This window comes from Segatella copri (assembly GCF_002224675.1).
GTDB classification, from domain to species: domain Bacteria; phylum Bacteroidota; class Bacteroidia; order Bacteroidales; family Bacteroidaceae; genus Prevotella; species Prevotella copri_U.
This window is the reverse complement of sequence record NZ_NMPZ01000004.1, coordinates 141,592-166,575: the sequence shown is the minus strand read 5'-3', so window position 1 is coordinate 166,575 and position 24,984 is coordinate 141,592. Positions and strand designations below refer to the sequence as shown.

The 24,984-nt window shown below is 43.5% G+C and carries 23 protein-coding genes; 16 read left to right on the top strand and 7 right to left on the bottom strand.

Annotated features, from left to right (window positions below; genetic code table 11):
- Positions 1-27 precede the first annotated feature (27 nt).
- From CFT61_RS04145 to CFT61_RS04100, 10 genes are all read left to right on the top strand, one after another.
- Complete coding sequence (locus CFT61_RS04145) at positions 28-876, top strand: M23 family metallopeptidase (protein ID WP_089543207.1); 849 nt, start codon at positions 28-30, stop codon at positions 874-876.
- Complete coding sequence (locus CFT61_RS04140) at positions 876-1,160, top strand: hypothetical protein (protein WP_089543206.1); 285 nt, start codon at positions 876-878, stop codon at positions 1,158-1,160. Before CFT61_RS04145 ends, CFT61_RS04140 begins: the two co-directional genes overlap by 1 nt.
- Positions 1,161-1,171: 11 nt before the next feature.
- A complete protein-coding gene (locus CFT61_RS04135) occupies positions 1,172-3,244 on the top strand; it encodes a hypothetical protein (RefSeq protein WP_089543205.1) in 2,073 nt (690 codons plus the stop codon).
- An 85-nt stretch (positions 3,245-3,329) separates the two neighbouring features.
- Entirely contained in the window at positions 3,330-5,474 is a 2,145-nt protein-coding gene (locus CFT61_RS04130) for an ArdC family protein (protein WP_089543204.1), read from the top strand.
- Positions 5,475-5,498: 24 nt separating this feature from the next.
- Positions 5,499-7,802, top strand: coding sequence for an ArdC-like ssDNA-binding domain-containing protein (locus tag CFT61_RS04125; protein ID WP_089543203.1), 2,304 nt, complete (start codon positions 5,499-5,501; stop codon positions 7,800-7,802).
- Positions 7,803-7,850: 48 nt separating this feature from the next.
- Complete coding sequence (locus CFT61_RS04120; RefSeq protein ID WP_176425493.1) at positions 7,851-9,266, top strand: glucosaminidase domain-containing protein; 1,416 nt, start codon at positions 7,851-7,853, stop codon at positions 9,264-9,266.
- 36 nt (positions 9,267-9,302) lie between these two features.
- The gene (locus tag CFT61_RS04115) at positions 9,303-9,926 is read left to right on the top strand and encodes a hypothetical protein (RefSeq protein ID WP_089543201.1); all 624 of its coding nucleotides are present in this window, start codon (positions 9,303-9,305) and stop codon (positions 9,924-9,926) included.
- Positions 9,927-10,031: 105 nt separating this feature from the next.
- Positions 10,032-12,746, top strand: a complete 2,715-nt coding sequence (locus CFT61_RS04110; RefSeq protein WP_089543200.1) for a hypothetical protein — start codon at positions 10,032-10,034, stop codon at positions 12,744-12,746.
- Between the two features lie 323 nt (positions 12,747-13,069).
- Entirely contained in the window at positions 13,070-13,717 is a 648-nt protein-coding gene (locus CFT61_RS04105) for a hypothetical protein (RefSeq protein ID WP_089543199.1), read from the top strand.
- 78 nt (positions 13,718-13,795) lie between these two features.
- Positions 13,796-14,158: a hypothetical protein gene (locus CFT61_RS04100; RefSeq protein ID WP_089543198.1), complete on the top strand. Its 363-nt coding sequence runs from the start codon at positions 13,796-13,798 to the stop codon at positions 14,156-14,158.
- A gap of 138 nt (positions 14,159-14,296) precedes the next feature.
- On the opposite strand, the gene CFT61_RS04095 is transcribed toward CFT61_RS04100, so the two are convergent.
- The 6 genes from CFT61_RS04095 to CFT61_RS04070 all read right to left on the bottom strand — a co-directional run bounded on the left by CFT61_RS04095 (position 14,297) and on the right by CFT61_RS04070 (position 18,088).
- Positions 14,297-15,223 (bottom strand): LysR substrate-binding domain-containing protein, encoded by a 927-nt coding sequence (locus CFT61_RS04095; protein ID WP_089543197.1) that lies wholly within the window; start codon positions 15,221-15,223, stop codon positions 14,297-14,299.
- 35 nt (positions 15,224-15,258) lie between these two features.
- On the bottom strand, positions 15,259-15,837 hold the full coding sequence (locus CFT61_RS04090; protein ID WP_089542964.1) for a 4Fe-4S binding protein: 579 nt from the start codon (positions 15,835-15,837) through the stop codon (positions 15,259-15,261).
- An 18-nt stretch (positions 15,838-15,855) separates the two neighbouring features.
- Positions 15,856-16,047, bottom strand: coding sequence for a 4Fe-4S binding protein (locus CFT61_RS04085; protein ID WP_089543196.1), 192 nt, complete (start codon positions 16,045-16,047; stop codon positions 15,856-15,858).
- Positions 16,048-16,053: 6 nt separating this feature from the next.
- On the bottom strand, positions 16,054-16,452 hold the full coding sequence (locus CFT61_RS04080) for a C-GCAxxG-C-C family protein (RefSeq protein ID WP_089543195.1): 399 nt from the start codon (positions 16,450-16,452) through the stop codon (positions 16,054-16,056).
- A 354-nt stretch (positions 16,453-16,806) separates the two neighbouring features.
- Positions 16,807-17,328 carry a hypothetical protein gene (locus tag CFT61_RS04075; protein ID WP_089543194.1) on the bottom strand — a complete coding sequence of 174 codons (522 nt, stop codon included), beginning with the start codon at positions 17,326-17,328 and terminating at the stop codon, positions 16,807-16,809.
- Positions 17,329-17,353: 25 nt separating this feature from the next.
- Positions 17,354-18,088 carry a DUF4099 domain-containing protein gene (locus tag CFT61_RS04070; protein ID WP_142990550.1) on the bottom strand — a complete coding sequence of 245 codons (735 nt, stop codon included), beginning with the start codon at positions 18,086-18,088 and terminating at the stop codon, positions 17,354-17,356.
- Positions 18,089-18,289: 201 nt separating this feature from the next.
- Here CFT61_RS04070 and CFT61_RS04065 point away from each other — a divergent pair, with 201 nt between their 5' ends.
- From CFT61_RS04065 to CFT61_RS04055, 3 genes are read left to right on the top strand one after another with little or no spacing between them, the layout of a single operon-like run.
- On the top strand, positions 18,290-19,291 hold the full coding sequence (locus tag CFT61_RS04065) for a glucosaminidase domain-containing protein (protein ID WP_089543192.1): 1,002 nt from the start codon (positions 18,290-18,292) through the stop codon (positions 19,289-19,291).
- 42 nt (positions 19,292-19,333) lie between these two features.
- Complete coding sequence (locus CFT61_RS04060) at positions 19,334-20,536, top strand: OmpA family protein (protein ID WP_089543191.1); 1,203 nt, start codon at positions 19,334-19,336, stop codon at positions 20,534-20,536.
- A 3-nt stretch (positions 20,537-20,539) separates the two neighbouring features.
- A complete protein-coding gene (locus tag CFT61_RS04055; protein WP_089543190.1) occupies positions 20,540-22,999 on the top strand; it encodes a hypothetical protein in 2,460 nt (819 codons plus the stop codon).
- Between the two features lie 67 nt (positions 23,000-23,066).
- Here CFT61_RS04055 and CFT61_RS16835 read toward each other — a convergent pair whose 3' ends face one another.
- Positions 23,067-23,225, bottom strand: a complete 159-nt coding sequence (locus tag CFT61_RS16835; RefSeq protein ID WP_176425486.1) for a hypothetical protein — start codon at positions 23,223-23,225, stop codon at positions 23,067-23,069.
- Between CFT61_RS16835 and CFT61_RS04050 the strand changes: the two genes are divergently transcribed.
- From CFT61_RS04050 to CFT61_RS04040, 3 genes are all read left to right on the top strand, one after another.
- Positions 23,152-23,532, top strand: a complete 381-nt coding sequence (locus tag CFT61_RS04050; RefSeq protein ID WP_176425492.1) for a PH domain-containing protein — start codon at positions 23,152-23,154, stop codon at positions 23,530-23,532. The genes CFT61_RS16835 and CFT61_RS04050 overlap by 74 nt on opposite strands.
- On the top strand, positions 23,516-24,259 hold the full coding sequence (locus tag CFT61_RS04045) for a hypothetical protein (protein ID WP_254918843.1): 744 nt from the start codon (positions 23,516-23,518) through the stop codon (positions 24,257-24,259). Before CFT61_RS04050 ends, CFT61_RS04045 begins: the two co-directional genes overlap by 17 nt.
- A gap of 87 nt (positions 24,260-24,346) precedes the next feature.
- Positions 24,347-24,982, top strand: coding sequence for a hypothetical protein (locus CFT61_RS04040; protein ID WP_089543188.1), 636 nt, complete (start codon positions 24,347-24,349; stop codon positions 24,980-24,982).
- Positions 24,983-24,984: the final 2 nt, after the last annotated feature.

The window sequence follows — 24,984 nt, the reverse complement described above, 5'->3', positions numbered from 1 at the left end:
GAGTAGATACAGCTAAAAACAAGCACAATGAAGAAAAATTATAAAGATATGCTTCTTGAATCTGAAAGTGGTTTCATGATGCCATTCCCCCTGGAAGATCAGGAGGAACTCCAGATCTCTTTAGGCTATGGGGAACAGCAGCATCCAGAAGATGGAACACCATTCAAACATCAGGGTGTAGACCTCCTCACCAACGGAAAACCTCTCTATGCGATGGCCTCCGGCATGATTATCGGTGCCGGGCATGATAGTATTCATGAGGATTATATCATAGCCAAGTATGGAAAATATGAGGTCAAGTATGGTCATCTCATGGAAGCTTATTGTCCTTATGGAACCGTCATCAAGGCAGGACAGGAAATCGGCAAGAGCGGTCCCTTCTTACATCTGGAAGTCAGATTCGATGGAACAACCGTTGATCCTATGGAATTTCTTTCCATGATCTGGGCCAATATCCAGCAGCTGGCAGCAATGGGTATCCATTCTGCTCCTATGGTGGAAAAGCTTGGAGGAAAGAAGGTCAAAACCAAGTATGACAAGGAACAGGATGAGATTCTGATGATGATGATGCGTTGGCTTCCATCGTATATGAATGAACTGAGAACAGGAAGCTATGCTCCTCCGAAAAGACTGCAGACCATGCTCCGGCATATCTTTTCAGAGGCAGCTGAACGCAATTATCTTTTCGAAAAGCTTCCTGATATGGGAAATCCTCTGGGACTTACTGACAGTAGCTTACCTTTGGCAGAAAAGATTCAAAACCTTCTTATAGAAGACTTCCTTGGATATTCATGGTTGCGTTACAATGCATGTCCGGCTTCCTGGAGTGAGACTCAAAAAAAAAACTTTCTCATCAAGTTGCCCAAGATGGATTAGTGATGGATCCACTTTCTGATTTAAGTATTGAAGTGGAAAGCTATGACATCAAGCATGAAGCCTATGTGTATTTCGATACATCGGGAAGAAGATGCTGGACAAAGGCATGGTTCAACGGCAGGGAAAAGGGAGAAAATGCAATTGAGATTACCCGACTACAGGCAATCAAGTTCATCAATGACGAGATTTCAGAGGAAGATTGGCTCAGCAGATTCTATCCCAAACAGATGACAGTTTATCATAAAGCCATCGAGCAAGCTCGTCAGCAGCTCCTCGGTTTCTAATTCCTATCATAATGGCAAACGAAAACAAATATCAAAGCTTATCGCAGATTGACTACTGCATGAGACAGTATTTTAGCCGCTACATGGCGCCTGCTCTGACAAATGAGGTTCGTAGCCTGAGGCAAAAACAAAGCCGGGAGTTTCGTGACTCCTGGAACCAAAATGCGTCCCCTTTCGTACCGGTGAACATGCAGATTAGAAATGCAGACATGCAACTTAAAGTCAATAGCACCTGGTATAAGAAAACATCAGATGATTTGATCAGCCGCTGCAAGGCATGGTGGGGAAAAGACGCCAAGTTTTCCAAAGACTACCAAACATTTCTCGATTCTTTCTATCGGGAGCTGGTAAGACAAAATGGTGGCAAAGGTTCAGAAAAACTAGCAGCTTTTGCAGAAAATTATGTGGCTAGGAGATTTCAGGATTTCATTCTCGAACAATTGGCGAGGGAAAAGGTTCCCAAGAACAGTGCCACCTATATTGCCAGAAAAGCGATGGATGACAGTCTCTTGGGATTGCTCCCCCAAATTGGTCCAAAGAAGGGCGAACATGATTCTCTCATTGAGAAGAAGGCAGAAGACCTGTATAATCCCAATATGCTGGAACAGGGTATGGCTATTAGCGGTGCCATGGCTATTGATGCAGCAATGACGGGTGGTTATGCATCTGGGAATTCTCTACTGGTAAAAGGAGCCAGCAAGGCAGGAATCAAGGTTGCTCCTAAAACCGCATCTTTCCTGAATTCAGCCTGGAGTGGAGCTACTATTGACGGAAGTCTGAGGGCTGGCTTGGCGATTGGTAATAACAAAGGCTGGCAAAATGAAAAGTATGCCAAGCAAGATAGCAAGGAAATCTTTCACGATGAAGATGCCATCAAAAAGATACAGACCGGAAGTGATGCCATCAGAAAGGCAAATACCGAAGTAATGTATCAGCTTAATAGCCAACTGGAACGAAAGATCAAGACTTCTGCTCCTACTTTCTCAATATACAGCAGGAAAGAGATGGATCATTTCTATGCCAGGCATAAAAATCAGGCAGAAAAACTTCTATCTCAGATAAAGGCAGACTTTTCCAGGCAAGCCATACCCTTCAGGGAAAACAGCCAACCTGCTTCTTGGATGCTGAAGCTCGATAAGAAGCGGCTGGAACAATGTGCTTCTGGCTTTTATGCCATTGCCATGGAGATGTCAAAAAGAAAAAGAGAGTGGATTAATGTTGCTGGAAGACATATGACATACAAGGAAGTAAGCCAGCGTGCCTTTGATTATGCACAAGCTGCAGTCATTCTGGAGAAAAAACATGCTGCTCCAAAAGCTGTACTTCATAAAGATTCATGGGATGAAAACATGCGACAGCTCGATGACATCATCAATCAAACGGCCATACCGGCATCTTATACTCCACAAGAAGGATATGTAGAAACCGGTAATAATCCCGCAGGCATACAGAATTCGGGAACTCAATCCGGAAATCAGGAACAAAATTCTACATTATCCAAGGAAATGTTTTCTGGATGGGAAGATGCTTTGGATAAGGTGGGTCTTTCTGGTTTTGGTGATGTAACCAAGAACATGGGCTATGTCTTAGCCATGCTTCCTGATATGATAATCGGCATGTTTACTGGTAAGAATCCAAACCTGCAGTTGGAAGATAATCTACTTCCTCTGTCTGCCATCTTTGGAGGCATGTTTGTCAGAAACCCTCTCTTAAAGCTTCTTTTGGTAGGATTTGGAGGTGCTAACCTGCTGAATAATGCAGGCCATGCAGCACTTGGAATAGCAAAAAACACTGCTGTTCAAAATCCCAACTATAAGAAATATGAGGAGGAAAGTTTGAATCCCAGGATCTCCCACCCTGCCATCAAGGGAAACAGCATGATTGCTGATGTTGACGGAAAGCCCTGCGTCATTGGTATCTCTGAAACGGCTATTGATGCCTATGAGAAAGGCTTCCTTCCTCTATCTACCCTGGCAAATGCAGTGCTAAGAAAATATGATGAAAATTCTGCACTTGCAGCCGGAGAGTATGAAAGGGGTATCGGTCAGCAAGAGCACCTGGATCAATCCAAGGGAATCAAATAGGATGGGCTTCATTTCTGACAAGGTGTAAAGCATCATAGGTAAACGAAGTATTTCAACCAAGTAAATTACGAATTATATATCATTTATGGATTTCGAAGAATTAAACAAGGCTGCTCCTCAGGGAAATGAGCCTACTCGTATTGACAGAGCTCTTGAAAGGTTTGCCAATATGATGATAGAACGCCTGGAGGCCAGCAAGGAGAAAAACTGGGAACAGGGATGGACTAGTGGTACAACCCTGATGGGACTTCCTCAGAATATCAAGGGATGGACTTATGTAGGAGGAAATGCCTTCCTGCTGCAGATGCATACCATGACGAAAGGCTATCATGTTCCGGTTTACATGACAGCTAAGCAGGCACGTGAAAATGGAGCTCTCATCAAGAAAGGAGAACCGTCAGTTCCTGTGTTCAAATGGGGATTGAATGTCAAGGATGAAAACGGCAAGCGCCTGAGTGAGGAAAAATTCCTTCTCCTTTCAAAGGATGAACAGGAAAAATGCCAGGTTCGACCTTATTTGAAGGTATATAATGAATGGAACATAGACCAAACTACCTTGGAAGAGGTCAACAAGAAAAAGTATGATACTATTCTTTCACGCTTTAAAACCGTTCCTCAGAAGGATGATGCAGGTATGTACAAGAATGCTGCTCTTGACAGAATGTTTGAAAAGCAAGAGTGGCTCTGCCCTATTCAGGTAAATTTGGAAACACCAGGTGCCAGCTATAACAAGTCGCGTGATTTCATCAAGGTTCCTAAGAAGACGCAATTCAATATTCATGAGGATATCGAAGAAATCTTCAAGGATGGACAGGAGTTCTACTCTTCTGCCCTTCATGAAATGGCTCATTCTACAGGTCATCCGTCCCGTTTGGACCGTCTTCCTCAGGCCTCTTTTGGTTCAGAAGAGTATGCCAAGGAAGAGTTGGTGGCAGAAACTACCGCTTTTGTCATAGGTAATGCATTGGGATTCTCCAGTAGAATTTCAGAAAATAATGCCGCCTATGTGGATAGTTGGATAAAGACGCTGCGTGAGCAACCCAAGTTCATTGTTACCATCATGTCAGATGTAAACAAGGCATCGCGCATGATTTTGGAAGAAATAGACAAGCAGAAAATAGCCCTGGGAGAAAAAGCCCTCTTAGAGGGTAATCTCGATGGTATTGATGAACAAATTAAAAACGATAAACAATTGGAAGAAATGAAGCAACAGAAAGAGCAAAATGTAGAAACTCCTGATAATTCAAAGGAAAAATCCCTTTCTTCTGCCGAGGCATATTTCTCGTCACTGATAAAAAATATCACTTCTGACAAGGAAAGTGAGCATACTGTTCTTGCCGTTGAAAGCCTCCCCGAGCTTAGAGCTTATTTTCAGGACAATGAGGTGCTGGGAAGCTGGATTGACGATGTAAGTGATGAAAAGCTTCTCTCGCTTGGAGCCAATCTCCTTCCCAAGCTTCATGCTCATGGGGAGGTCAATGAAACCATAAAGCAGAATGGCAATATGAATGATTCAGATGAGAGTAAGGGGATGAAAGATGATTCTCAGAAGAGAGATTATTATTTCTCGTATCAGTATTTGCAGAGTACTGACAGTACGGACGAGTTTGACCGTCTCACCAAATTGGAGAAATGGGAAGATTTGCTTGTTTTAGCTGAGCAGTATGACCAGGGAGATGCTCTCCTTCAAAAAGACACTTTCAAAAATGCAACTAGACAGCATGGTGATGATCTTCTTGTGGAGAATGATCACTATGCCATTGTCTATAACAACACTGTGGGTGGTACTTATGAACTCTTACGTAGAGTCAGCGAACAGGATATCCAACTTTCCATAGAAAGGTATGGATTGGAAAGCGATGCTAGCCAGGATGTGAAAAACATCGCCAATACCATGGAAAGTCAAGAGGTGAAGCAGCCCATCAGAAATGAAAAGGTAGATTCCCATCAATCTCTGTCGGCAGAAAACAAGAAAGAGGAAGAAGCGTTTCTTGATGCTAATGTGAAATCCCAGATGGAAGCTGAATTGGATGTCATTGACCAGAATTTTCAGGAAAATCAACCCATTCCACATGAGGATAGCGATATCACCACTGATGTTGCAGGCAAAGCTGAGCAGATTGCAGCCACAGGAGTTCCTATGCATGAGGCCGAGAAAGAGGCCAAAGCCATCATTGATGATGAGAAACATAGTAACTATCATGAAGAGAAGAGTCACATGATAAAGTAGGAGGAAGAAAAGAAACAGCAGGAAATGACTTCCATTGCCAATGAAAATGCTGCCAAGAAAGAAAAGAAAAGCGAAGCACATCCTGCCTCTCATGCAGATCTGCTTCTTGCTGCACTGGAAAGGGCAAAAAATCATGATGGAGTTTGGATGAATGAAAAAGGCAAGGAAAATGCTGCGTTTCTGGATTCCTTCAAGCCTATCACTGCCTTCAACAACATCATGATGAACTTGCAGAGTGATCTTGAAGGCTTCAAGACCAACCTCTATTCGAGTTATAACAAGGCCAAGGAAAACGATATGCCGGTGATGAGAGGGCAAACCTCGCTTCCTTTCAACTGGACGAAATGGGAATATCAGAACGTGGCTGACCATACGGATACGATATCTAGAGAAGAGTATAACTCTTTGCCAGACATGGAAAAGACCAACTATGCCATCCATGCCAACCGTCAGCGACACCACGTTTATAATATTGATCAGACCATCCTTTCATCAAGTGATGCGCAACGCTATTCTTCGCTGATCAAGGAGAAGGGGCCGCAGATTGAGAACTTTGTTTCAAAACTGGGTACCTCGTCAGAGCAGAAGACTCTCCAATATGTAAGATTACATGAGGTAAAGAACCCGGAAACGGTCATTATGGTCAAAAAAGATAACTTCTATGAAGTTTTTGGTGAAAAGGCAAAGGTAGTCTCACCCATCATTGGTATCGCTTCAACGGAGAAGGATATTGCAGGTGAGAAAGTTGCTCATCTTTCTTTCCCTTCATATGCTCTTGATACTGTGTTGCCTAAGGTGATTAGGGCAGGTAACCGGGTTGCCATCTGTGATACTGTCCATGAACCAAAACTAGGTAAACAGGTTATTCCTGCTACATCTATCCTATCTAAGGCCTATCAGACGGCAGAGAATGTAGCCAAGTCCTCAGGTATTAAGTATGAGCGTGTGATGGTTTTACAGGATGCCAAGTTCGATAACAAGGCAAATACACTGACTATTAGCGGAATGAGCAAAAAGGATGGTAATGAGCACGTCAATGCGATTATGAAGGCGAATGATATTTACCGTGCTGTGGTTGCAACCACAGGAGTGGACAGTCGTCTTGACCGCTCTGGCAGAAACAACTTCCTTCCGGATGATGATGCAAAGCATGAAATGCTTGTGAGGGAACTTACTGCAGGAGTAATGATGGCCCGTCAGGGATTACCGGCAACTTTCTCACAGGACAGTCAGAAGCTCATCCCATATTGGGAAAGAGAACTGAGAGAAAATAGAAATCTCATGGGTATCATAGAACGCGATGTAAACCTTGCGTTGGAGACCATAGATAACCTGGCAGAGAAACGTAAGGTCAATTATGAGGCCATTCGTGGTCAGCTTCCTTCCAAGGACGTTCTCTCCTCTGGGAAAGACTACTCCATCTCGGCAGATCTCAATAGATTGCCTTCCATGGAATCCAAGGAAATGGTTGTGGTACTCGACAGAAAGCAGAAAACTGCCGATATCATTCTTCCTGCCGGTGCTTCCCTTTTGGTAAATAATGAGGTCCCAGGCATGAACAAGACTAGAATTGGTATTGCCCTGAAGAAAGAAGGTGTGAAGATGGTTAGTTTCTATAATGCCGGTGGAAGTCTTGCCCTCAAGGAGCCAAACAGCTATTATAAGGATAAGGAAGTTACGGTGAGCAAGCTCAAGCAGTTCACTCTTCTTCCTCTTCAAACCTTGGATGTAGCAAGTCAAGCGCAGGAGAAAAAGGAAACAAAGATTGAGAAATTCCAGGCAATTCAGGACTCAGAGGGCAAATATGCTTTTTTCATCAAGCCTGAAAACGAGAAGTCTTTCTCCATATATCCCATGAAGGAGCATCTGAATGCCTACTTCAATGTAATGGGCAAGGACAATAAACTCCAGATGCATAAGGCATTGGCCCAAAAATATTATGATATGGCCTATAGATATCCTGATGCCAAGCAGCAGCTCATCATGCCAAATACGGATGGCATTGATATGAGCCGCCTGGAAAAGGTTAGAATATGCGCAGACAAAAATGATCCCAAGACAAAGGTAGTGATAGCCACTGTAGATGGGGAGAGAATGCAAAAGCCAATTTCCAAACAACAATGGTATAATCTCTGGCTGGCTGATGACATGGATGCCTACAAGAGAGCTGTTGCTGCCATTACCTTTATCCCGCGTATCAATCAATCAGTCCAAGCATCACTTCAGCCTGCTCAGGAAAGAGAAGCAAGGACTGCTGCTCCTCAGGAAACACCCCAGAAAGAAGAAGTACAGCAAGAAGCAAAGACACATCGAGGATTTCATCGTTAACATCCAGCCATGGGAAGCTGTTCCCATGGCTATCACCAGGGAAAGAATATGGCAATCAATAAAAATGAATTTTATGAAAAGTATGCCCCAATAGCCATTGAACAGCAGATCAAATATGGTATTCCTGCTTCTGTCACTTTGGCACAAATGGGATTTGAAAGTAGTTTCGGAACATCCCGACTGGCCAGAGAAAGCTCCAATTTCTTTGGAGTGAAGCAGGGAAGCTCCTGGAAAGGACCTGTCAGCTATCATATAGATGACCATAATCATCCGGAGGCTTTCCGGGTGTACCAGGATGTGAGAGCCAGTGTAGAAGATCATTCCAAGGTTCTGCTGCTTCCTAGATACCAAAAGCATTGTGGCTCAAAGAGCTCACAGGACTATCAAGGATGGGCTGATGGTATTATGGCAGGGGGATATGCCAGCAAGGAAGATTATAAATCCGACTTGATTGGAGAAATTAAGCGCTACCATCTTGACAAATATGATGAGATGGCTGTCATTCAAGCCAGGAAGATGGGTGTTGAAATGGGTTATGCCAAGCATCAGAAGAACCCACATATTCCCATGTCAAAGGATTATGCCTTACCGATTCAATTCGAGAATCTCAAGGTAACAGGTCTGTTCCATGAAAAGAGAAGTGGTCATCTTCATGGAGGGGTTGATATTTCCACTAGTGGAAAATATTTGCCTGTATATGCTACAGAAAACAATGGCAAGGTCATTTCTGCCTGTTACGGCAAAGATACCGGAAACATGATCAAGGTTGAATATGCCCTGGATGATGGAACCACACTTCAATGTACCTATATGCATCTGAGCCAGATTCATGTGAAGGTTGGAGATACAGTACAGGCCGGACAACAGATAGGTATATCAGGCAATACCGGACGTTCTAGTGGCGCCCACCTTCATTTTGAAACCAAGATAAAGGACCTTTCCGGTAAGATTGAGGCATTCAATCCAATCTCTTATCTCGCAGCTATAGAGGGTAAAACCGGCAAACAAACGCCACTTTGGAGAAACGGCGAAGATCTGCTGGCTGTGGAAAGAAGCAAATATTCCCCTTCTGTTCAACCGCAGGTAAAGGAAAGTAACTGGAAGGAACTTTTAGCCAATGTCACCCATTCCAATGATCCAACCAAATGGCTTGCCTATTTGATGAGCCAAAATAAGGAATATGGCAGGGATAATGAAAAGGATGCGTTTTCTGAGCTGATCTCGACACTCTTTTCTGCAGCTCTGACCATGGCAGCTAAAATAAAGGCCTCAGAAATGCTGGCAGTAGTCAACAAGGATGCAAAGTTATCAGAATCTGAAGAAGTGAAGGACGATTCCTCCTTGATTAAAAGAAATAGGGAAAAGGTAGATGCTTCCAGGCTGCAGATGCTGGCTAGTACCATCTTTGAAACTGAGATTCCAGAGAACAAGCAAGCTGTTGGACTCAAGACAAGCTTGACATGACATAAATGTATCATCAATCATTAAAACTATAACAATATGATTAAATGTAATGTAACAGCCTGTGGCATTATCGTCAGCAGTGCAGTAGAGAAACAGAACAAGGAAGGGGGAAAATTCCTCGCCTTCACTTTAGTTGTCCCTATTGAGGGAAAAGACAAGAGCGTCAAGGAACTCCATATCGGGGTAACAACGGAAGGTGATCAGACCACCGCCGCTAATTATTCTGCCGGTCGTCGAGTAACTATTAAAGGCAACCTCTACATCAGAAAGGTGGAAGAAGCCGTGTATTACAATCTCCGTTCAGAAGGCGCCATTGAACAGAATGAATCTTCTGCTCAAGACCGTCTGGAAGGAAGTATGGAATTCCGAGGTAAGATTGGTCCAAAGGGTATTGAATGCAAGACAAGCAAGAAGGGTTCTGCTTTCAAGGTATTCTCTGCCTTCTCTTCAGATAAAGATGGAGAAAAGCGTGCCTTTACCTGGGTTAGCTTCATGGTCAATCCATCGGTTGAATGTACTGTAGAGGCCGGTAACTATGTGGAAGTACATGGTGACTTGCTGCTTGATGTTTTCAAGAACAATCTTCAGCTGAACTGTCGCGTCAATAAGATTTCCCCTTGGGATATGAACACGGAAAAAACGGCCCCAGCTGCGGGATAAGGTAAAAAATCAATCTAGATAGAAATTCATTGCCAGTCAAAGTGGTCACTACCTATGACAAGCAATGAATTCTATCTACTCATTCATCAACGGGAATAGCAAAATATGAACGATCAAATCAATAAAGGCATTGGACATCGTCTCAAGAAAGGATGGAACAGTCTCTTCAAAAATAGTTTGAACGAGGCGTTGAAACCATTTCCGAAAGACCATTTCTTTACTAGAGAAGAGATTGAGTTCCTGAATTGTTCCAAAGGTGAGCTGACTCTGCTTGAAAAATGGGCTCTCCAACTCAGCAATTGGGCAAAAGACAAGGCTGAGTGTGCTCCAACTCTACCAGCCGTCAAATGGCAGAATGGACAATTGACAACCTGGATTGGTGATAATGAAGTCATGGAATCCAATAGCCAGCAGGTAGAAAGACTGAAACAGCTCAAGACAGCAGGTTATCAGCTACCTGCATTATATGAGTCTATGATTGCTGAGAAACATGGACTTGATCTGGTGGGTACGTATTTTAAAGATCAATCGGGAAAGAATGAATGCATTATCCAGGTTGAGAGGTTTATCAAAGGGGATGAGACTCAAAAGCCCTCCATCGCCTACTCTCAATTCTGCAGTCCTACATCTGCCCCCATACTCCATACCCTACCCTTGCAAGCATTTCAAGACCTCATCCAATCTCATGATATAGTTAACCTGCAACCCTCTGAATTGAAGAAATGGTTAGAAATAAGAGAAAGAGTGAATACTGCACATGAAGAGTTTCTGGGCTTGGTGGAGATAATCCATCAGTCGTATCCCCTTATTACAGCAGGTATCCTGCCTGATAAGGAAACTTCTTCACTCTACCTCAAGCAAACAGAAAAGGACTTCCTTCCAATGTCTTGGAGTATGAGTAGTTCTGATAGCCTGATAGTTAGTGGGTATGTGGATGATAGAAGAGATAATCTTCAGAATATATGTATTACCCAACAAAATGCCCATGAGTATGTTACGCTTATAAGACTTGTAGAACAACAGGTTGAAAAGGACTGCCTGAATGCTCATTTGGAAAAACTCATGAACACCATGGGAAACAGGATTGGTGATAGTATTCTGTATATACCGGCCACTTCTGATGGAATTCCAACAACTAAAGGTCATGTAGATGGTATTCTTCTTTCCAACACTGGAAAACTTTCTGCATTTAGAAATCCAGGACATAAAGAGGTATCTTTAAGCGAAGATGACCTTCAATTCATCAAAAAGGGCTTGATCGAGGAGGGTGTCAATCAAATAGTCGGGGTGAAGAGAAATCAGATGACAGTGACAAGGCAGGTTAATCAACTTACCAAGGAATTGCCTCTGATTCTTGGTGGAATGGAGCTTTTCAATCAACATTTGGATAAGGCTCAAGAAGTTCAAGTGTCACCCCAAAAGGAAGCAGAAGTCAAAGCTATAAAAGTTCATTCCAATTCAGATGAAGAAGTCTTCCTAATGAGAGACTATGTGCTTTCGCTTCAGGATCCACTTTGTCCACTCTCCGGCAACAAGGAGTTGCTGCCTCCAGATTCTGATGTAAAACAAATTCTAAATCAACAGGAAAAACTGGAGGAAGAATATGATGAATATGTCACCACCATGGATTTGGAAGCCCAGAATCAGATGGAAGAAAAGATCCAGGAAGCCTCTTGCAGATATGAGGAGAAACTCGCATCTCTGGTTAATGACTATCTTTTTCAAAATCTGGATTCCAAGCAGGAACCATCGAACATCGAGAATGATAAAATTTATCAAAGTCCGGAAGAAGCGTTTTTTGAACCTATCAAGGGTAGATGGCATACGGAGGAAAACCTGCAAAAACAGGCGTTTTCACAATACGGGGCCTTAATGGCTGACCGTTTGAGCCTTCAGGTTACCTATCCGAAGCTCCCATGGCTTAAGAGTATGTCCTCTCTCCCAGGTACCTTGGGAGGGGCAGCGTTTGATAGCAAGTTGTCTATCCTTCTAGCTATCTACACTGAAAAGGAGGGCTATGAGGTTCCCGTTTTCTTGTCAGAAGAGGACCTCAAAGAAGAGCATCTTAAGGTGGATATCAGCAGGGAAGCGTTTCTTTTAGCCGATGAAAGCCGATGCAGAAGGATGTATAATATCGAGCAGACCAATTTCGCTGAGAGGTACCCTGAAAGATGGGAAGAGATTAAAAGCCGTTATCAAACATCCAAGGGTGACTCTTCATCCCAACTCAGAACCCTTACCATCAAAGGCCATTATCCCACACTCATTGTTTTCGATGGGAAAAAGAATATGGTGAGCTATAGCGAAAAGGAAAATGTCATTCATATGGCACCTTCCAGTCACTTTGACTCAGAAGATAACTATTTAAGGGACTTATCAATTGGTCTGGTTCGCAGCACCAGAAAAGAGGCATGTAAGCTTCATACGTATGAGCATCTTGTCAAGGAAGACCTGCTTGCCCATATTGGCTGTGCCATGATAGGTCAAAAGTTTCATTTTGATGTAAGAAGTCTTGGCTACAGCAAATATTGGAAAAGCCTGCTGACTCAGAATCCTGCTTTTACCAAGAGCGTCCTCTCCCAGGCGGAACATTCTGCCTCTATTATTTTTCAGTATGCAGAAAAGGCTTGCCAAGCGAAGACATCTGACAGAAGCATAGATCTGCGCACCACGACTCCAATTGACATGGATGTAGATGGCAATGGAGTTGTCGAAAGTCAGGAAAACTTGGCTGCAGATTCAAAGCAGGGAGAAAATGAAAGAAGCCAGCCTGAAGAAACCATCCCCCTTCATGGGGGAAAGTTGAAACATATAAGATAGAGTAAGCCCTGGGAAATGTCTATCCTAGGGCTTACTAACAAAGTATAATCGAGGGTTTGTAACCGAATACCTATATTGAACTTTTATCATGAAAAACAAACATAGAAAAATGAAATAATAAACAGGCATATAGAAATCACTGTAATCTAAATAAGAAAGAATAGTTCTTGTTAAATTAGAGCAGTTATAATGGTATAAAACGCTAATAAATATAAAAATAAGCATTTGTCCTTCAAATATTTATGTTAAAATTTGGAGCTTCTGATATTTTTTTGTATTTTTGCAGTTAAGTAAAACAAATTCTATTAATTGTAAACCACAGTATGTATCAAGACAATTTAGATAATGACATCTATGAAGATGACTACTATGATACTCCGATTGAACGATCTAATTGGGGACCCAATTTATTTGCAAGAATCGTAGAATTCCTGCAGAAGTCAACATCTCCAGACGTCATCCGTTTGGGAATTATTGCAGATGTAAGAAACTCTACTCAATCTGAGGATCCTTCTACCCACTGGGAGAAGGTCGAAACCATGCGCCGCTATACAGATAGTGTCAACAGAGGTTTGGGCTTGCCGGAGGATCCCCATCTCAGGTCACTACTGCAGTCCACTGAATGGACGGGCTATGGACTGTTTTCCATGAACTTCATTTCCAGGATGAATCTTGACTATGCAGGAATCTGTATGGATGAACAGACGAATCTTACTTATGAGAGCATGATATTTCTCATTGCGCTTGTCAAGGGTATGAGCATGATTAATCTCAAGCATCCATCTTCTTCTGAAGAGAACATGAACATATATACATACCTCATACCTAGTCAGTTTTCCACTTTCTCTTATGCTTCTTTCCTTAATGTGGCAAGTAACCGTCTTGCAGACAAGGCTGAATTGACACAGGAAGACATTGATGACCTCTCTCATCTTGCTTTTAAAAGCCGCTATTGGAAACAAGGCAACTAACTAAAAGGCAAAGATAGCAAACTGTTCATCGATGTACTGAAGAATATCCTGTCAGATATCCTGGGTCTCACGCTCAATGTGGATACAGATACTTTCTCAAAGCAAGCCAGGAAAGAAGAACTGGTTGCATCCTTGCCGAAAGAAATAACTCTTTCTCTTAATGATAAAGATAGCCAAAACCTTAGTATCGCAAAAGCTGTAGAAATCGTTCTTTCACAGTATTCTACTCCACAAACCAGAGGAACCCTGCTAAGGGGAGTAATGGGACTTAGACCCGATACTAAGGACAGTAGTTTTACTACAATGCTAGCCAAACTCCATAAGCAAGAGCTGATCAATTATTATGAAGGTGGTCTGATTGGTCTGAAAGGTAAAAGATTTGGAAGAGGCTACAAGAAAGTGGATCGATTACAGAAGACTGGTAAGATGAAAATAGAGTAAGACGCAAAAATAAAACTTAAGAGGGTGTACCACGGATATATGGCACACCCTCTTACTTTTCAATATTGAGCAATATGCATTTTAATTACGCAAGAAAAAAGGGGGATTTTTCTTGTATTCAACTCATCTGGCTGATAGTTACAGCTTGATGCCGTATTTCCTGATGCCTTCTCCCATCATCTCCTCTGGAATGAATATCTTGAGGGTATCGACTAGGGTGTTCAGCATCCGCTCACGGATGTAATCCTCCCTGATATAGAGCGATATGCGCCGCTGCGACAGATAATCTCCTTCTATCTTTCTTACATTCCTCTTCTGTTCCTCACTCAGGAAAGGGAGGTGCATCTCTGGAATGATGGTGAAGCCACCATTCTCATCCACTATCCTTATCAGAGTCTCAATGCTGCCTGCCTCATAGATATGATGACCCTTGCTGCGCGCCTTGCAGAACGAAAAGGCACTGTTGCGCAGACACTGTGCCTCCTTCATAATCCACATGTTCTCATACTCCAGATTCTCTGGCTTGAAAACAGGGAGCTTGCGCCAGCAGCTCTCGGCAAGATACACATAGAACTTCTCCGTGTAGAGCGGTATCTCCAGAATGCCTTCTCGTATATTGTCGGAAATGGCTATGCCGGCATCCGTCTCGCCACGAAGCAGGGAATCGAGCATGAAATCAGCTTTCAGTTCCTGGATGTTGAGATCTACCGATGGATAGTTTTCCCGATAGTATCTGATGAACTTGGGCAGGATGTAGGGGGCAATGGTTGGTCCCACGGCGAGCGACAGACTTCCGCCTATTTCACCCTTATCTTCCATCACGATTTCCTGGATGCGTTCTATCTCCTGCAATGCCGTTTCTGCCTGACGGATAATCTTCTTGCCTGCCGTAGTGGGAGATACGGCCTTGTTGTTTCTTTCGAAGATACGGGTATCCAGTTCTTCCTCCAGTTTCACAAGCATGGCACTGAGCGTGGGCTGCGAAACCTGGCAAGCCTCTGCCGCTCTCGCAAAATTGCGAAAGCGGTTGAGTGCCACAATATATTTCAGTTGCTGTACATTCATATCGTTATTCTATTTATATCAGCCAAGTACAGGGCTTATCTTGCCTTGAGCTTGCAGATGAGTTGAGTCATGTTGCCCATCGGACAGAAAACACACCAGGTTCTCGGACGGTAGAAGATGGTGAGAAGCACACCCACTATCAGGGAAGTGAGCATGATGCCATAGAGACCGAAGGCAAATTGAGCCTTCCAGGGTTCTATCTCTACAGGATATGCCCAGTGCCAGGGAACATCAAAGGTCCAGAGCAGATGAATGGTCTGATGGAGATTCTCTGCTCCCTTTGCCACCATCACTGTGAGGATGATCATCTGGATGAAGAAGAACATGAAGAACAGCAGGAATCCATGACGGAACCATTTGGATGATAACCATCTTGGCGCTACCTTCCTGCGCGACCATCCCAGGGTATTTCCTATCTGCAGGAAAAGCTGACCTCGTCCACAATAGTTGTTGCAATATCCCTTGCCGCCTCCGAAAACTGCCATAAACAGCGGAATCATAAAACAGATGACTCCCAGCCACGCAAACACGATATTGAAGAATCCAAGGGTGAAATAGGTGGCGGATACCAGCCACAGATAATCACTCCACTTCTTGCTTTTTTGTCTTGCCATAAAAATGCTTTTTATCTGTTATCTCAATACCTTGTGCATGACTCCTGCCGGACAGTTCTTTTCACAGATGCCGCAGCCTATGCACAGATCCTCATTCACTATTGCATAACATTCCCGGTTGATGCTGACAGCTTCCTTGGGACATACCTTTACGCAAACACCACATGCCACGCAGCGGTCGTGCTCGCTTTGAGCCTTGTATTTTGCCATCGTTTTCTACTGATCGGTTAGTTTATCCAACTGTTCTTCCAGGAATTCTGCCGCATCGGCAACGCAGAGCGGGCATTCTCTGAGGATCTTTCCCGTACCTACACCCTTGAGAAACTTGCACTGGGTAGCTCCGTTGCGCTGCTGGAATTGGGTCATGATCTGTCTCATCGCCTTGATAGACTTTGCCTTATCCTTGGTGGCAAGGCCCAATACCACACCTGCTCCTACGAGGGCACCGCAGGTTCCTTCCATATTTCCCATTCCCGCTGCAAAGGCATTGCCTACATTCTTGAGGGTATCTTCGTCTATACCTGTATAATCATGATAGGTACAAACCACTGCCTGGGTACAGTTATGAGATCCACAACGCTTCTTTTCTGCTGCAATTTCTTTTCTTGTTTCCATTTTAATCTTGTTTATTTGAAATTTGCTGCAAAGATACGGTTTTTATGATAGATAAACGAAAGTTTTTTGTTATCTTATCATAGATAATATCTATTAGTTAGGTTTTGGACTAACTTAAAATCAAAAACAAGAGGGTGTGTCATCTGTCCATGATCCACCCTCTTGATATCTTTTAATCCATACAATCCTTCACAGACTATATGAATCCTACAATGTAAAAAATTGCCATTTTAAAATGCTCTTTAATTTTATAAAAAAGTGATAGCGCCTCTCACGAGGAACAATTAATCTAACATGCAGAATGGCAATGAAGAACTGATACAAATGTGATTTTATAGAATACTAAAACAAAATCTATATGTATTGTTGGCAAATCTGCTTGATAGCCTTGTCCAACGTATTTTCATCCAATCTGATAGGCTGAAAATGACCATTATTCTCAAAATTTAGGAAATCCACGACATTCCACCATTTTTCAATATCCTCCATGGATACATTCAAAACCCCGGCACAGCAATGCTTATCATGAGAGGTGGGATTTCTGTAACACCAAAGGGAGATATGCAGTGCAGCATGAGAACTGCAAAGGTCATTGAGCAACTGGGTATCTTTTCGCCAATTCTCAAACATCCCATTATCAATACTGTTGGACTTTTCCGAAGAAAGCTCCTCAGAATCAAGGAATAGACCATTATATTCATCCAAAAAATCCATAGCTGCCTCTTCATCCTCCGTGCAGGCATGTCGGTGACACCACTCCTTGAACCTATCGCTCATTCCCGGTGAATGATGCTCAATATACTGAAGAGCAGAGATGTCTCCCTGCTCATACCACGAGAGAAGCTCATGCTCCTCATAGTAACCTGAAAGTATCATACCTATGATAAATAATTCATTAGCGTTATCGATGAAGAGCGTTACTTCTCACTTGATTTGCCTTCTCTTCCAAGGCATCTATCATCTCCTGGGTATAATCTTCTTCTCTAACGTAAGATAAGGCTCCGTCATTTACCCAACATCCATTAATGCCAAAGTTATATAATGGAAGATTTTCTCCTGCTACTTCCTTCTCCCAGGCAACTCTATCACCATTAACTATTCTAATACCCACGTCCTCTGTCAAGTCGATACCAACGGTTACAGGCGAGTTTTCCTTGCTCAGGCATAGAATTTCACCATGCATAAGTTGCTCAACATCACTACTTACCATATCAATGCTCTTTCCGAGTACCTGGATGTTATGCTCAATCACATGAGAAGGCATGGACAAAATCTGATGAGTGGAAGCATCCAACTGGTAATAAAGGGCATCCTGCTCTGAGTATAAAGCGCTTCCATTCCTGAGGATGCTTTGCTGCTGCTCCCCAAATTCCTCCAGCAAGGTACTCTCCTTGTAAGGCATGAGCATGACATCAATGCCATCCTCTACTCTTACCAAGGAAAGCCTTGCGAGGTAATTGCCAGCTTTACCTTCACTATCCTGAATACTAATGGGCAGAAGCGGTGTACGCTGCCCCGAAAGCAACTGTTCCAAAACCTTCATGGGAAGATCTTCTACCATCTCCTGTGTGAGACCAAATGAGGCTAGCAACTCGTAAGGAATCTCGCTATCCTGAAATCTTTCTACTTTATTCATATTTCTTGTTTTTTGCCGCAAAGTTAACTGATTTTTCTGATTTCAACCACCTCTGCATAATCAAAATGAAAAATTAACACTTTTCAGACTGTATCTTGACAGAAATGGCGTTTTTATGTTAAAAATGAAAATCGATTTATATCTCTCAAATATTTAAAAACATTCCTTTTACCTTTGCACCATCATAATAAATAAGGTGACATGAAAAAAAGACTCAAATGGATAATTCTGTGCCACATTTTCCTGCCCTTTCAGGCACTGGCACAGATGCATACGGATGACATGAACTACTGGATAGAGAAATACCAAAGCGTCAGCTATCCCTTAAAAAGCATCCATATCAGCTCCTCCTATGGTAAAAGAGCTGACCCCTTTACGGGAAAAGGCAGGTTTCATCAGGGAATTGACCTGGAGGCTAAATACGAAGTCGTATTTGCCATGTTCGATGCAGAGATTAAAAGAGTGGGCTATGACCCAATGTCTGGTAACTTCATTACCCTGAAAGCCGGCAACTATACCATCAGCTATTGCCACCTTTCTGAAATCTGGGTCAAAGAAGATGAACTGGTTTATGCGGGACAGGAATTAGGAAGAAGCGGATCGACAGGAAGGGCTACCGGACCACATCTGCATATTTCCTGCAGGCTTCATGGTAAAATAGAGAATCCCTACCATCTGCTTACTTTCGTAAGGGACACCCAACTTAAAGCTGTAGATGCATTGGGGCTTAATAAGGATATCAAGCTAAGTCCTGAGGATTTCCTGAGGACCTATGCCCCACAAGCCATGCATCAGCAAAGGAAGTATGGAATTCCGGCATCGGTGATACTATCCCAAATGGCATTTGAAAGTGGATGGGGCACAAGTAAGCTGGCAAGATCAGAACATAACTTCTTTGGTATAAAAGCCAGCAGCCGCTGGATAGAAAAAGGTCTTCCCTACAGCATCCATGACGATGACAGGGAAAACGAAAAGTTCTGCAATTTCTCTTCTCCGGAAGAAAGTATGGAATATCATTCCAGGCTTTTGATGAGTGAGCGCTACAGACGATGCCATCAGTATGCCCCCACAGACCACAAGAATTGGCTTAGGGGAATCAAGGCTGCCGGTTATGCTACCAACATCCACTATGTAAGAAGCTGCGAGAAAATCATCAACCGCTATAAGCTTTATAAATACGACTATCTTGCATCCAAGACATAATCCCATTATACATTATTATATATAACAATAGAAAAAGAACGAATGAAAAGATTAAGACTATCATTCCTGGGCCTCTTCATGAGTGCCGTTGCCGTACAAGGCCAGGTCGTCTTCTCAGAGGATGAAAAGAACTATGTGGCATCTTATGCCTCTTCAACATCAATGGAAACTACAGCTACGACTCCAGGTTCACAAGACATACCGGAGAATGGATTCCATCCGTCTGGCATTTTGTCCAATTGGTATGTATCAGGAAAACTGGCTGCAACAGCATTTGCCGGAACCACTCAAGGATGCGGCGATCTCTTTGATAGAACCACACCCTCACTCCAGGTTGCCTTGGGAAAATGGCAAACCCCTTATTTTGGCACGCGTTTTTCCTTTGAAGGTCTGAAATTCAAAACTGCTCATCTGGAGAAGCATGATTTCAGAAACTACCATCTGGATCTGATGTTGAATGTATCTGCATTTCATCAGGAAAAGAACGAGAACATGTCCAAATGGAAATTCGTACCCTTTATAGGAGCTGGTACAATCCATAACTCCACCCTCCATAAATCACTGTTTGCCATCAACTATGGCTTATTGTGCAGCTATCGAGTGGCCGGTCGTCTCAGTGTCAGTGCAGAATTTGGTGGAATCACCACCAGGGAGAGTTTCGATGGTATGGGTAACGGGAATCGCTTCAAGGATAATCTGATCAGTGCCAAAATGGGATTGACACTTGATATAGGTAAGCAGGGCTGGAACCACAAACAGAATCCTGGACTTATCTATAGAGCTCCAGTAGCAGAAACTGCACCCATGTCCTTCCCAAAGAATAACTATCGTGGATTAAAACAACTCACAGAAAGGGTGAAGGCTAAGGAAGAAATGGAAAAGAGCAACTTGAGGAATCATTTCGATGCACCGATACTTTTCTTCTTCAAGATCAATACCACAGACCTGATTGATGCGCAACAAAAGGTGGAAATCGCAGAAATAGCGGCAGCCATGAAGGAATATAACCTCAAGGCCAAGGTCATCGGTGCTGCAGACAGCCAAACTGGTTCTAAGCAGCATAACAGAAAGCTCAGTATCAAAAGAGCCAAATATATCGCCAAGCTCCTGATTGACGCAGGAGTAGAGAAAGAACGACTCCGTGGAATCAGCCAAGGTGGTATCAATATCTACAAACCCTATACTGCCAACCGCCATACATGCGTCATTCTTTCAAAGTATCAAGCACCAGATGATAAACAGTAAAAAATGAGTGTTCTAAGAAAAAATACAAACCCTAGGAATTGGGATATAGCACCCCAGCTCCAGGCCACGTTGAATGCCAATGGTATGCAAGCCCATCTTATCCAAACTCCTACCGGGCAGTTTCAGCTTGTAACCCTGGCACATAACTCTTCCACTCCAAGGTATTATGACCTCACCTCAAAGCAGGTGGAAAACCTTAGAAACGGAGGAACCAACTCATGGAATAAAAAAGCCTATGAGACTTTTACATCCATAGTTAGAAATGACTATTATATGCCGGGTGCATGGGCCACAGCCAAGAATGCCAACTCACCGGTAAACCACGGACTATGGGGACATACTATCATGGATGGAGAGTATGGCTACCGAGAACCGCGCTTTGGTCCTTTCATGGGAGCCAGATATGGCAGATTCAACAACTTCATGGATAGATATGCGATGCTTTCTCATAGAGGCTTCCATATAAGACGAATTGAGGGCAGACCTTATTTTGCGTCCTCAGCTCCGGTAGTCATTGACCGTCCCGACGGAAAACTCAAACCAGGAGAGTTCAAGAGCGGTGCATATGGTTTCTATGACAAGGGAAACCAGGCTACCGATCCACTCAGTTCTCTGGAGATTCAAGCCAAGCCAAAAGTTCTCGTCCGTCCACAGGGACAGGCAGAACCACTTGATAAGGTAATGGGTACCAACCTCTATCCTACGCCAGAGCTCTTCCAACATATGCTCTCCACCCATGGGGTCATCATTGATGAGAAAAACAAGACCCTAACAATCAAGTCCTCCCAGGTGAATAGAAATCTGCTGTATGAGCTGAAGGATGAGGAACTTGCCAAGCTCATGGCGGAAAACTTCAAACCTTCGGGTAAAAAAAGCTCCAAACAGGACAAAGTTGTAACCATCGATGAGCGCCTTTCAATCATCAACCAGGTGATAGAAGGTGATTTCAAGGATCAGATTACCCGGCAGATGCTCAACTCCAAGGATTATGTGAGTATCTGTCTCAAGCCTGAGGTGGAAAAAGAGCTCTTTATCAGCCATGCAGAAGCCACTCATCACCAAAAGCAGCTTGACGTCATTGCTTTGGAGCACTCCCGTGCCAGCTATCATACAGGCTATATAGACAAATGGAACTCCATTGGAGTGGCGGATGGAAGAATGCTCTCTGAGGACAAAGGCTTCTACCTTCCCGTCAAGGATGGAAGAAGGGTGAGTGTGGGAGAAATCCAGGCCTACCCTACTCATGATGGCGAGAAAACATCATTCAGAATGACTGCCGTCATCAATAATCAGATCATGAGCCGCGAGATATCCAAAGATGAATACATCAAATTCATCAACTATGATGACGAGCATCGCCTTGTGCTATTTGACAAGGTTTTTGACGAGGTAAAGATCAAAGCTGCATCCAATGGCAAAAATGAAGATACCTTCCTCTCAGGCAATCTGGACAAAGCCCATGGAGTAGTTACTCTTGAAGGCAATTATAGTTTGGTGGGTGAATCAACCAAGGCCTATATTACATCAGCCATGGCTTGGAGGGATCAGATTTCCGGCGACTATCTTCTGAACCTGCGAGATTCCAAGGATGTGGGCATGTGGTCGTTCAAGATTTCAGAGAAGGATTATCAGAATTTCAAAAATGCCAGCAATGAAGAAAGAGCCAAAATGCTCATCCAGCTTCTTCCTCTCAAGGATGAAAAAGGCAACAAGCTGGAAGTGATGAAGGAAATCCAGCTCCCACTGTCCAAAGCAGAACAGAATCTCAATACTGGCTATAGCAACGAACGTATGGCCAGCTTCCTCAAGCAACGTGGGTTTCATGTTGAATCACTCTCGAAAAAAGACCTTCAGCAGCTTTTTGCCTCAGAGAGTAAATCCTTGGGAAACATATCATTGGAACAACTCCAAAAGGAAACCAGAATTGCCTTGCTGGGAGATGCAAAGGTCAATGGAGAAGGACTGGAGAACCTCAAACCAAGCAAACAGTGGAGAAGAGACGGTGAACATGGACGAGCCACCGAGGTCAGTGACATCGCTGTAGAACGTCTGAAAGATGCCGATGGAAATGTCATAGAAGGCAAATATAAGATGTCAGCTGTCATCGACGGTAATGTATTTTCCCACGAGATAACCCAAAAGGAGTATAACAAGTTCCTGACGGTCAACGACTATCAGAGGATGAAGCTCTTTGACAAGCTCTTCCCAGAAGTCAAGATGCATACCAAGGATGGTCACGGGTTTAATCTGGGAGCAGCCATACTAGCAGCTGTAACCACAGGTTTGGATGTAGCCAGCAGCCTGGCAAGACCGGCCATGCCACGTCCGGACATCTATGAACATAAGGGAGTTTATTATAAACCAGGGGTGGTATCTCCTGCCGAGGTGGCCGCTGCCAAGTTTGAGAATTTCAATCATGAAGAGTCTCTATCTAGGGGCGAAGGAAGGGGAATGGGCATCTAGTCCCTCTCTCCTTTCAAAGAATAACAATCAATCCATATCATATGCATAACAATGAAAAAAATACATATCAACGGATGACGCTGCGTCCTTGCTTTAGGTACATCATTCTTACACATCTGTTTTTTGTTCCGTTGATATTGGTTTTGGCAGGGATGGATAATCCCTCCTCCACGAACTGGATTTTGGGCTTCCATACCCTCGCCTTCATGTGTGGAGTTGGTGTCATAGTCAGCATCTTATCTCTGCTGATGACCAGTTACACGATAACCTCTGAACAGATCATCATCAAAAAGGGACTTATGGCAAGAACAACCCACTATATAGAGCTCTACCGTGTGGTGGATTATGAGCAGCAGCAAAACCTTCTACAGCTATTGTTCGGTATCAAAACGGTCTTTGTCCTTAGCCGTGACCGAACCAATGGCTGTCTTAAAATGGTGGGAATCGACGCAAGCAAGGATATTGTGGGAGAAATCCGAAGAAGAGTAGAATACAACCAAAAAAGAAAGGGTATTTATGAAATTAACAGTTGACAGGCAAATCCTGCTGATTACTCTGCTTTGCTGGGCATTTGGCATCAAGTGTCATGCACAAGGAGCAGTGACCTCCAACCCCTTGGAATACGCAGCCATCCAGCAGGGAGAGGCTAGAATTAATGGTCAGGTGAAAAGCCAGACTGATGGAATGGAAAACCTGGCGGGTGTGCAGGGAACCATGGTGAAGGAAGCAAACATCATGAAGAAATGGGAAAAACAGTATAACGCCTATCTCACCACTGCACAGGGTTATGCCGAAAAGATAGCTCTGGCATCCACCTTGTTTCAAGATGGCATGCAAACACTTACCCATCTTTGGGAGCTAGACCTTGCCAGAAGAATCAATCCTGAAGGAACTTTTGCTACCATGAGTATGAACAACCTCTATATGGAAGCGGCAGCTGAACTTGCCAAAACCTACCGTATATTAAATAAGGTCATTAAAAAAGGAGGTAAGGAAAGCATGCTCACTGGTGCAGAACGCACCATGCTCCTCTGGCAGCTGAGCAGTGAACTGGAGCAATTGAATAAAAAGCTCCGCAGCCTGACACTTAGCATCACCATCTATGATTTTGAAGATGTGTGGAATCGTGCCATCGCAGGCAAAATAGAGAAAACAAATGCCATGATAGCTTCTGATGCCCGAAAGCGTCAAGCCAAGGCCATGAAGCAGGTGGCTAGGTTCTACAGGGTAAGGCAAGAACATAAACCATGGTTTAAATAATGAAGAACTAAGAGATGAAGCAATATATCATATCATTGGGAGTATTTCTCCTCCTCTCTCCAGGCAAAGGCCCTGAGCGGAGGAGATGTGACAAGAGCCGCGCTTTTCACCACCTATGCCAAGCAAGCCAAGCAAACTCTGCTGGCTCAGAAGAAAGCCATGGGACTCAATCTCACCGGTCATAAGTTCCTGAAGGAGGAAATGGAAGAAATCACTGATTTTCAGAAGCAGTTCAATGACTATCTTGACAGTTTTGGTGACATCTTAAGCATCGCTGCAGAGGCTTATGGTATCTATTTCGAGGTGGATCAGGCATTCAAAAACATCCGTCAGCTCAAGCAGACCTGCTCAGCTTGTCCTGCCAACCTCATTGCTGTGGCTGTCTCTGAGCGGAAAAACAATATCTATACGGATATTGTAGAAAACGGTATCCAGATTGCAGGAGACATCCAGCATCTGGTACCCTTGAAGCAAGATAAGGATCAGAATGCAAAGATGACCACCCAGGAGAGAATCCAGGGCATGAGCAATGTCAGAAGAAGCCTGAGGGCTCTTAACTACAAGATGAGAAAGATGAACAGGCTTGTATCCTATACCGCCCTCATGGACTCGTGGTTTGAACTTCGGGGTAATCCCAAGCGCACCAGAACCATGACGGAGATTGTCACATCCTCGCAGAAACGATGGATGCAAAAAGCCATCAGTGTCAAACATAACAAGTAAGA

Excerpts from the sequence above, each read along its gene's own strand:
- CFT61_RS04145 (WP_089543207.1), top strand. The coding sequence starts at position 28 with ATGAAGAAAAATTATAAAGATATGCTTCTTGAATCTGAAAGTGGTTTC.
- CFT61_RS04135 (WP_089543205.1), top strand. The coding sequence starts at position 1,172 with ATGGCAAACGAAAACAAATATCAAAGCTTATCGCAGATTGACTACTGC.
- CFT61_RS04130 (WP_089543204.1), top strand. The coding sequence starts at position 3,330 with ATGGATTTCGAAGAATTAAACAAGGCTGCTCCTCAGGGAAATGAGCCT.
- CFT61_RS04125 (WP_089543203.1), top strand. The coding sequence starts at position 5,499 with ATGACTTCCATTGCCAATGAAAATGCTGCCAAGAAAGAAAAGAAAAGC.
- CFT61_RS04120 (WP_176425493.1), top strand. The coding sequence starts at position 7,851 with ATGGCAATCAATAAAAATGAATTTTATGAAAAGTATGCCCCAATAGCC.
- CFT61_RS04115 (WP_089543201.1), top strand. The coding sequence starts at position 9,303 with ATGATTAAATGTAATGTAACAGCCTGTGGCATTATCGTCAGCAGTGCA.
- CFT61_RS04110 (WP_089543200.1), top strand. The coding sequence starts at position 10,032 with ATGAACGATCAAATCAATAAAGGCATTGGACATCGTCTCAAGAAAGGA.
- CFT61_RS04105 (WP_089543199.1), top strand. The coding sequence starts at position 13,070 with ATGTATCAAGACAATTTAGATAATGACATCTATGAAGATGACTACTAT.
- CFT61_RS04095 (WP_089543197.1), bottom strand. The coding sequence starts at position 15,223 with ATGAATGTACAGCAACTGAAATATATTGTGGCACTCAACCGCTTTCGC.
- CFT61_RS04090 (WP_089542964.1), bottom strand. The coding sequence starts at position 15,837 with ATGGCAAGACAAAAAAGCAAGAAGTGGAGTGATTATCTGTGGCTGGTA.
- CFT61_RS04085 (WP_089543196.1), bottom strand. The coding sequence starts at position 16,047 with ATGGCAAAATACAAGGCTCAAAGCGAGCACGACCGCTGCGTGGCATGT.
- CFT61_RS04080 (WP_089543195.1), bottom strand. The coding sequence starts at position 16,452 with ATGGAAACAAGAAAAGAAATTGCAGCAGAAAAGAAGCGTTGTGGATCT.
- CFT61_RS04075 (WP_089543194.1), bottom strand. The coding sequence starts at position 17,328 with ATGATACTTTCAGGTTACTATGAGGAGCATGAGCTTCTCTCGTGGTAT.
- CFT61_RS04070 (WP_142990550.1), bottom strand. The coding sequence starts at position 18,088 with ATGAATAAAGTAGAAAGATTTCAGGATAGCGAGATTCCTTACGAGTTG.
- CFT61_RS04065 (WP_089543192.1), top strand. The coding sequence starts at position 18,290 with ATGAAAAAAAGACTCAAATGGATAATTCTGTGCCACATTTTCCTGCCC.
- CFT61_RS04060 (WP_089543191.1), top strand. The coding sequence starts at position 19,334 with ATGAAAAGATTAAGACTATCATTCCTGGGCCTCTTCATGAGTGCCGTT.
- CFT61_RS04055 (WP_089543190.1), top strand. The coding sequence starts at position 20,540 with ATGAGTGTTCTAAGAAAAAATACAAACCCTAGGAATTGGGATATAGCA.
- CFT61_RS04050 (WP_176425492.1), top strand. The coding sequence starts at position 23,152 with ATGGATAATCCCTCCTCCACGAACTGGATTTTGGGCTTCCATACCCTC.
- CFT61_RS16835 (WP_176425486.1), bottom strand. The coding sequence starts at position 23,225 with ATGACACCAACTCCACACATGAAGGCGAGGGTATGGAAGCCCAAAATC.
- CFT61_RS04045 (WP_254918843.1), top strand. The coding sequence starts at position 23,516 with ATGAAATTAACAGTTGACAGGCAAATCCTGCTGATTACTCTGCTTTGC.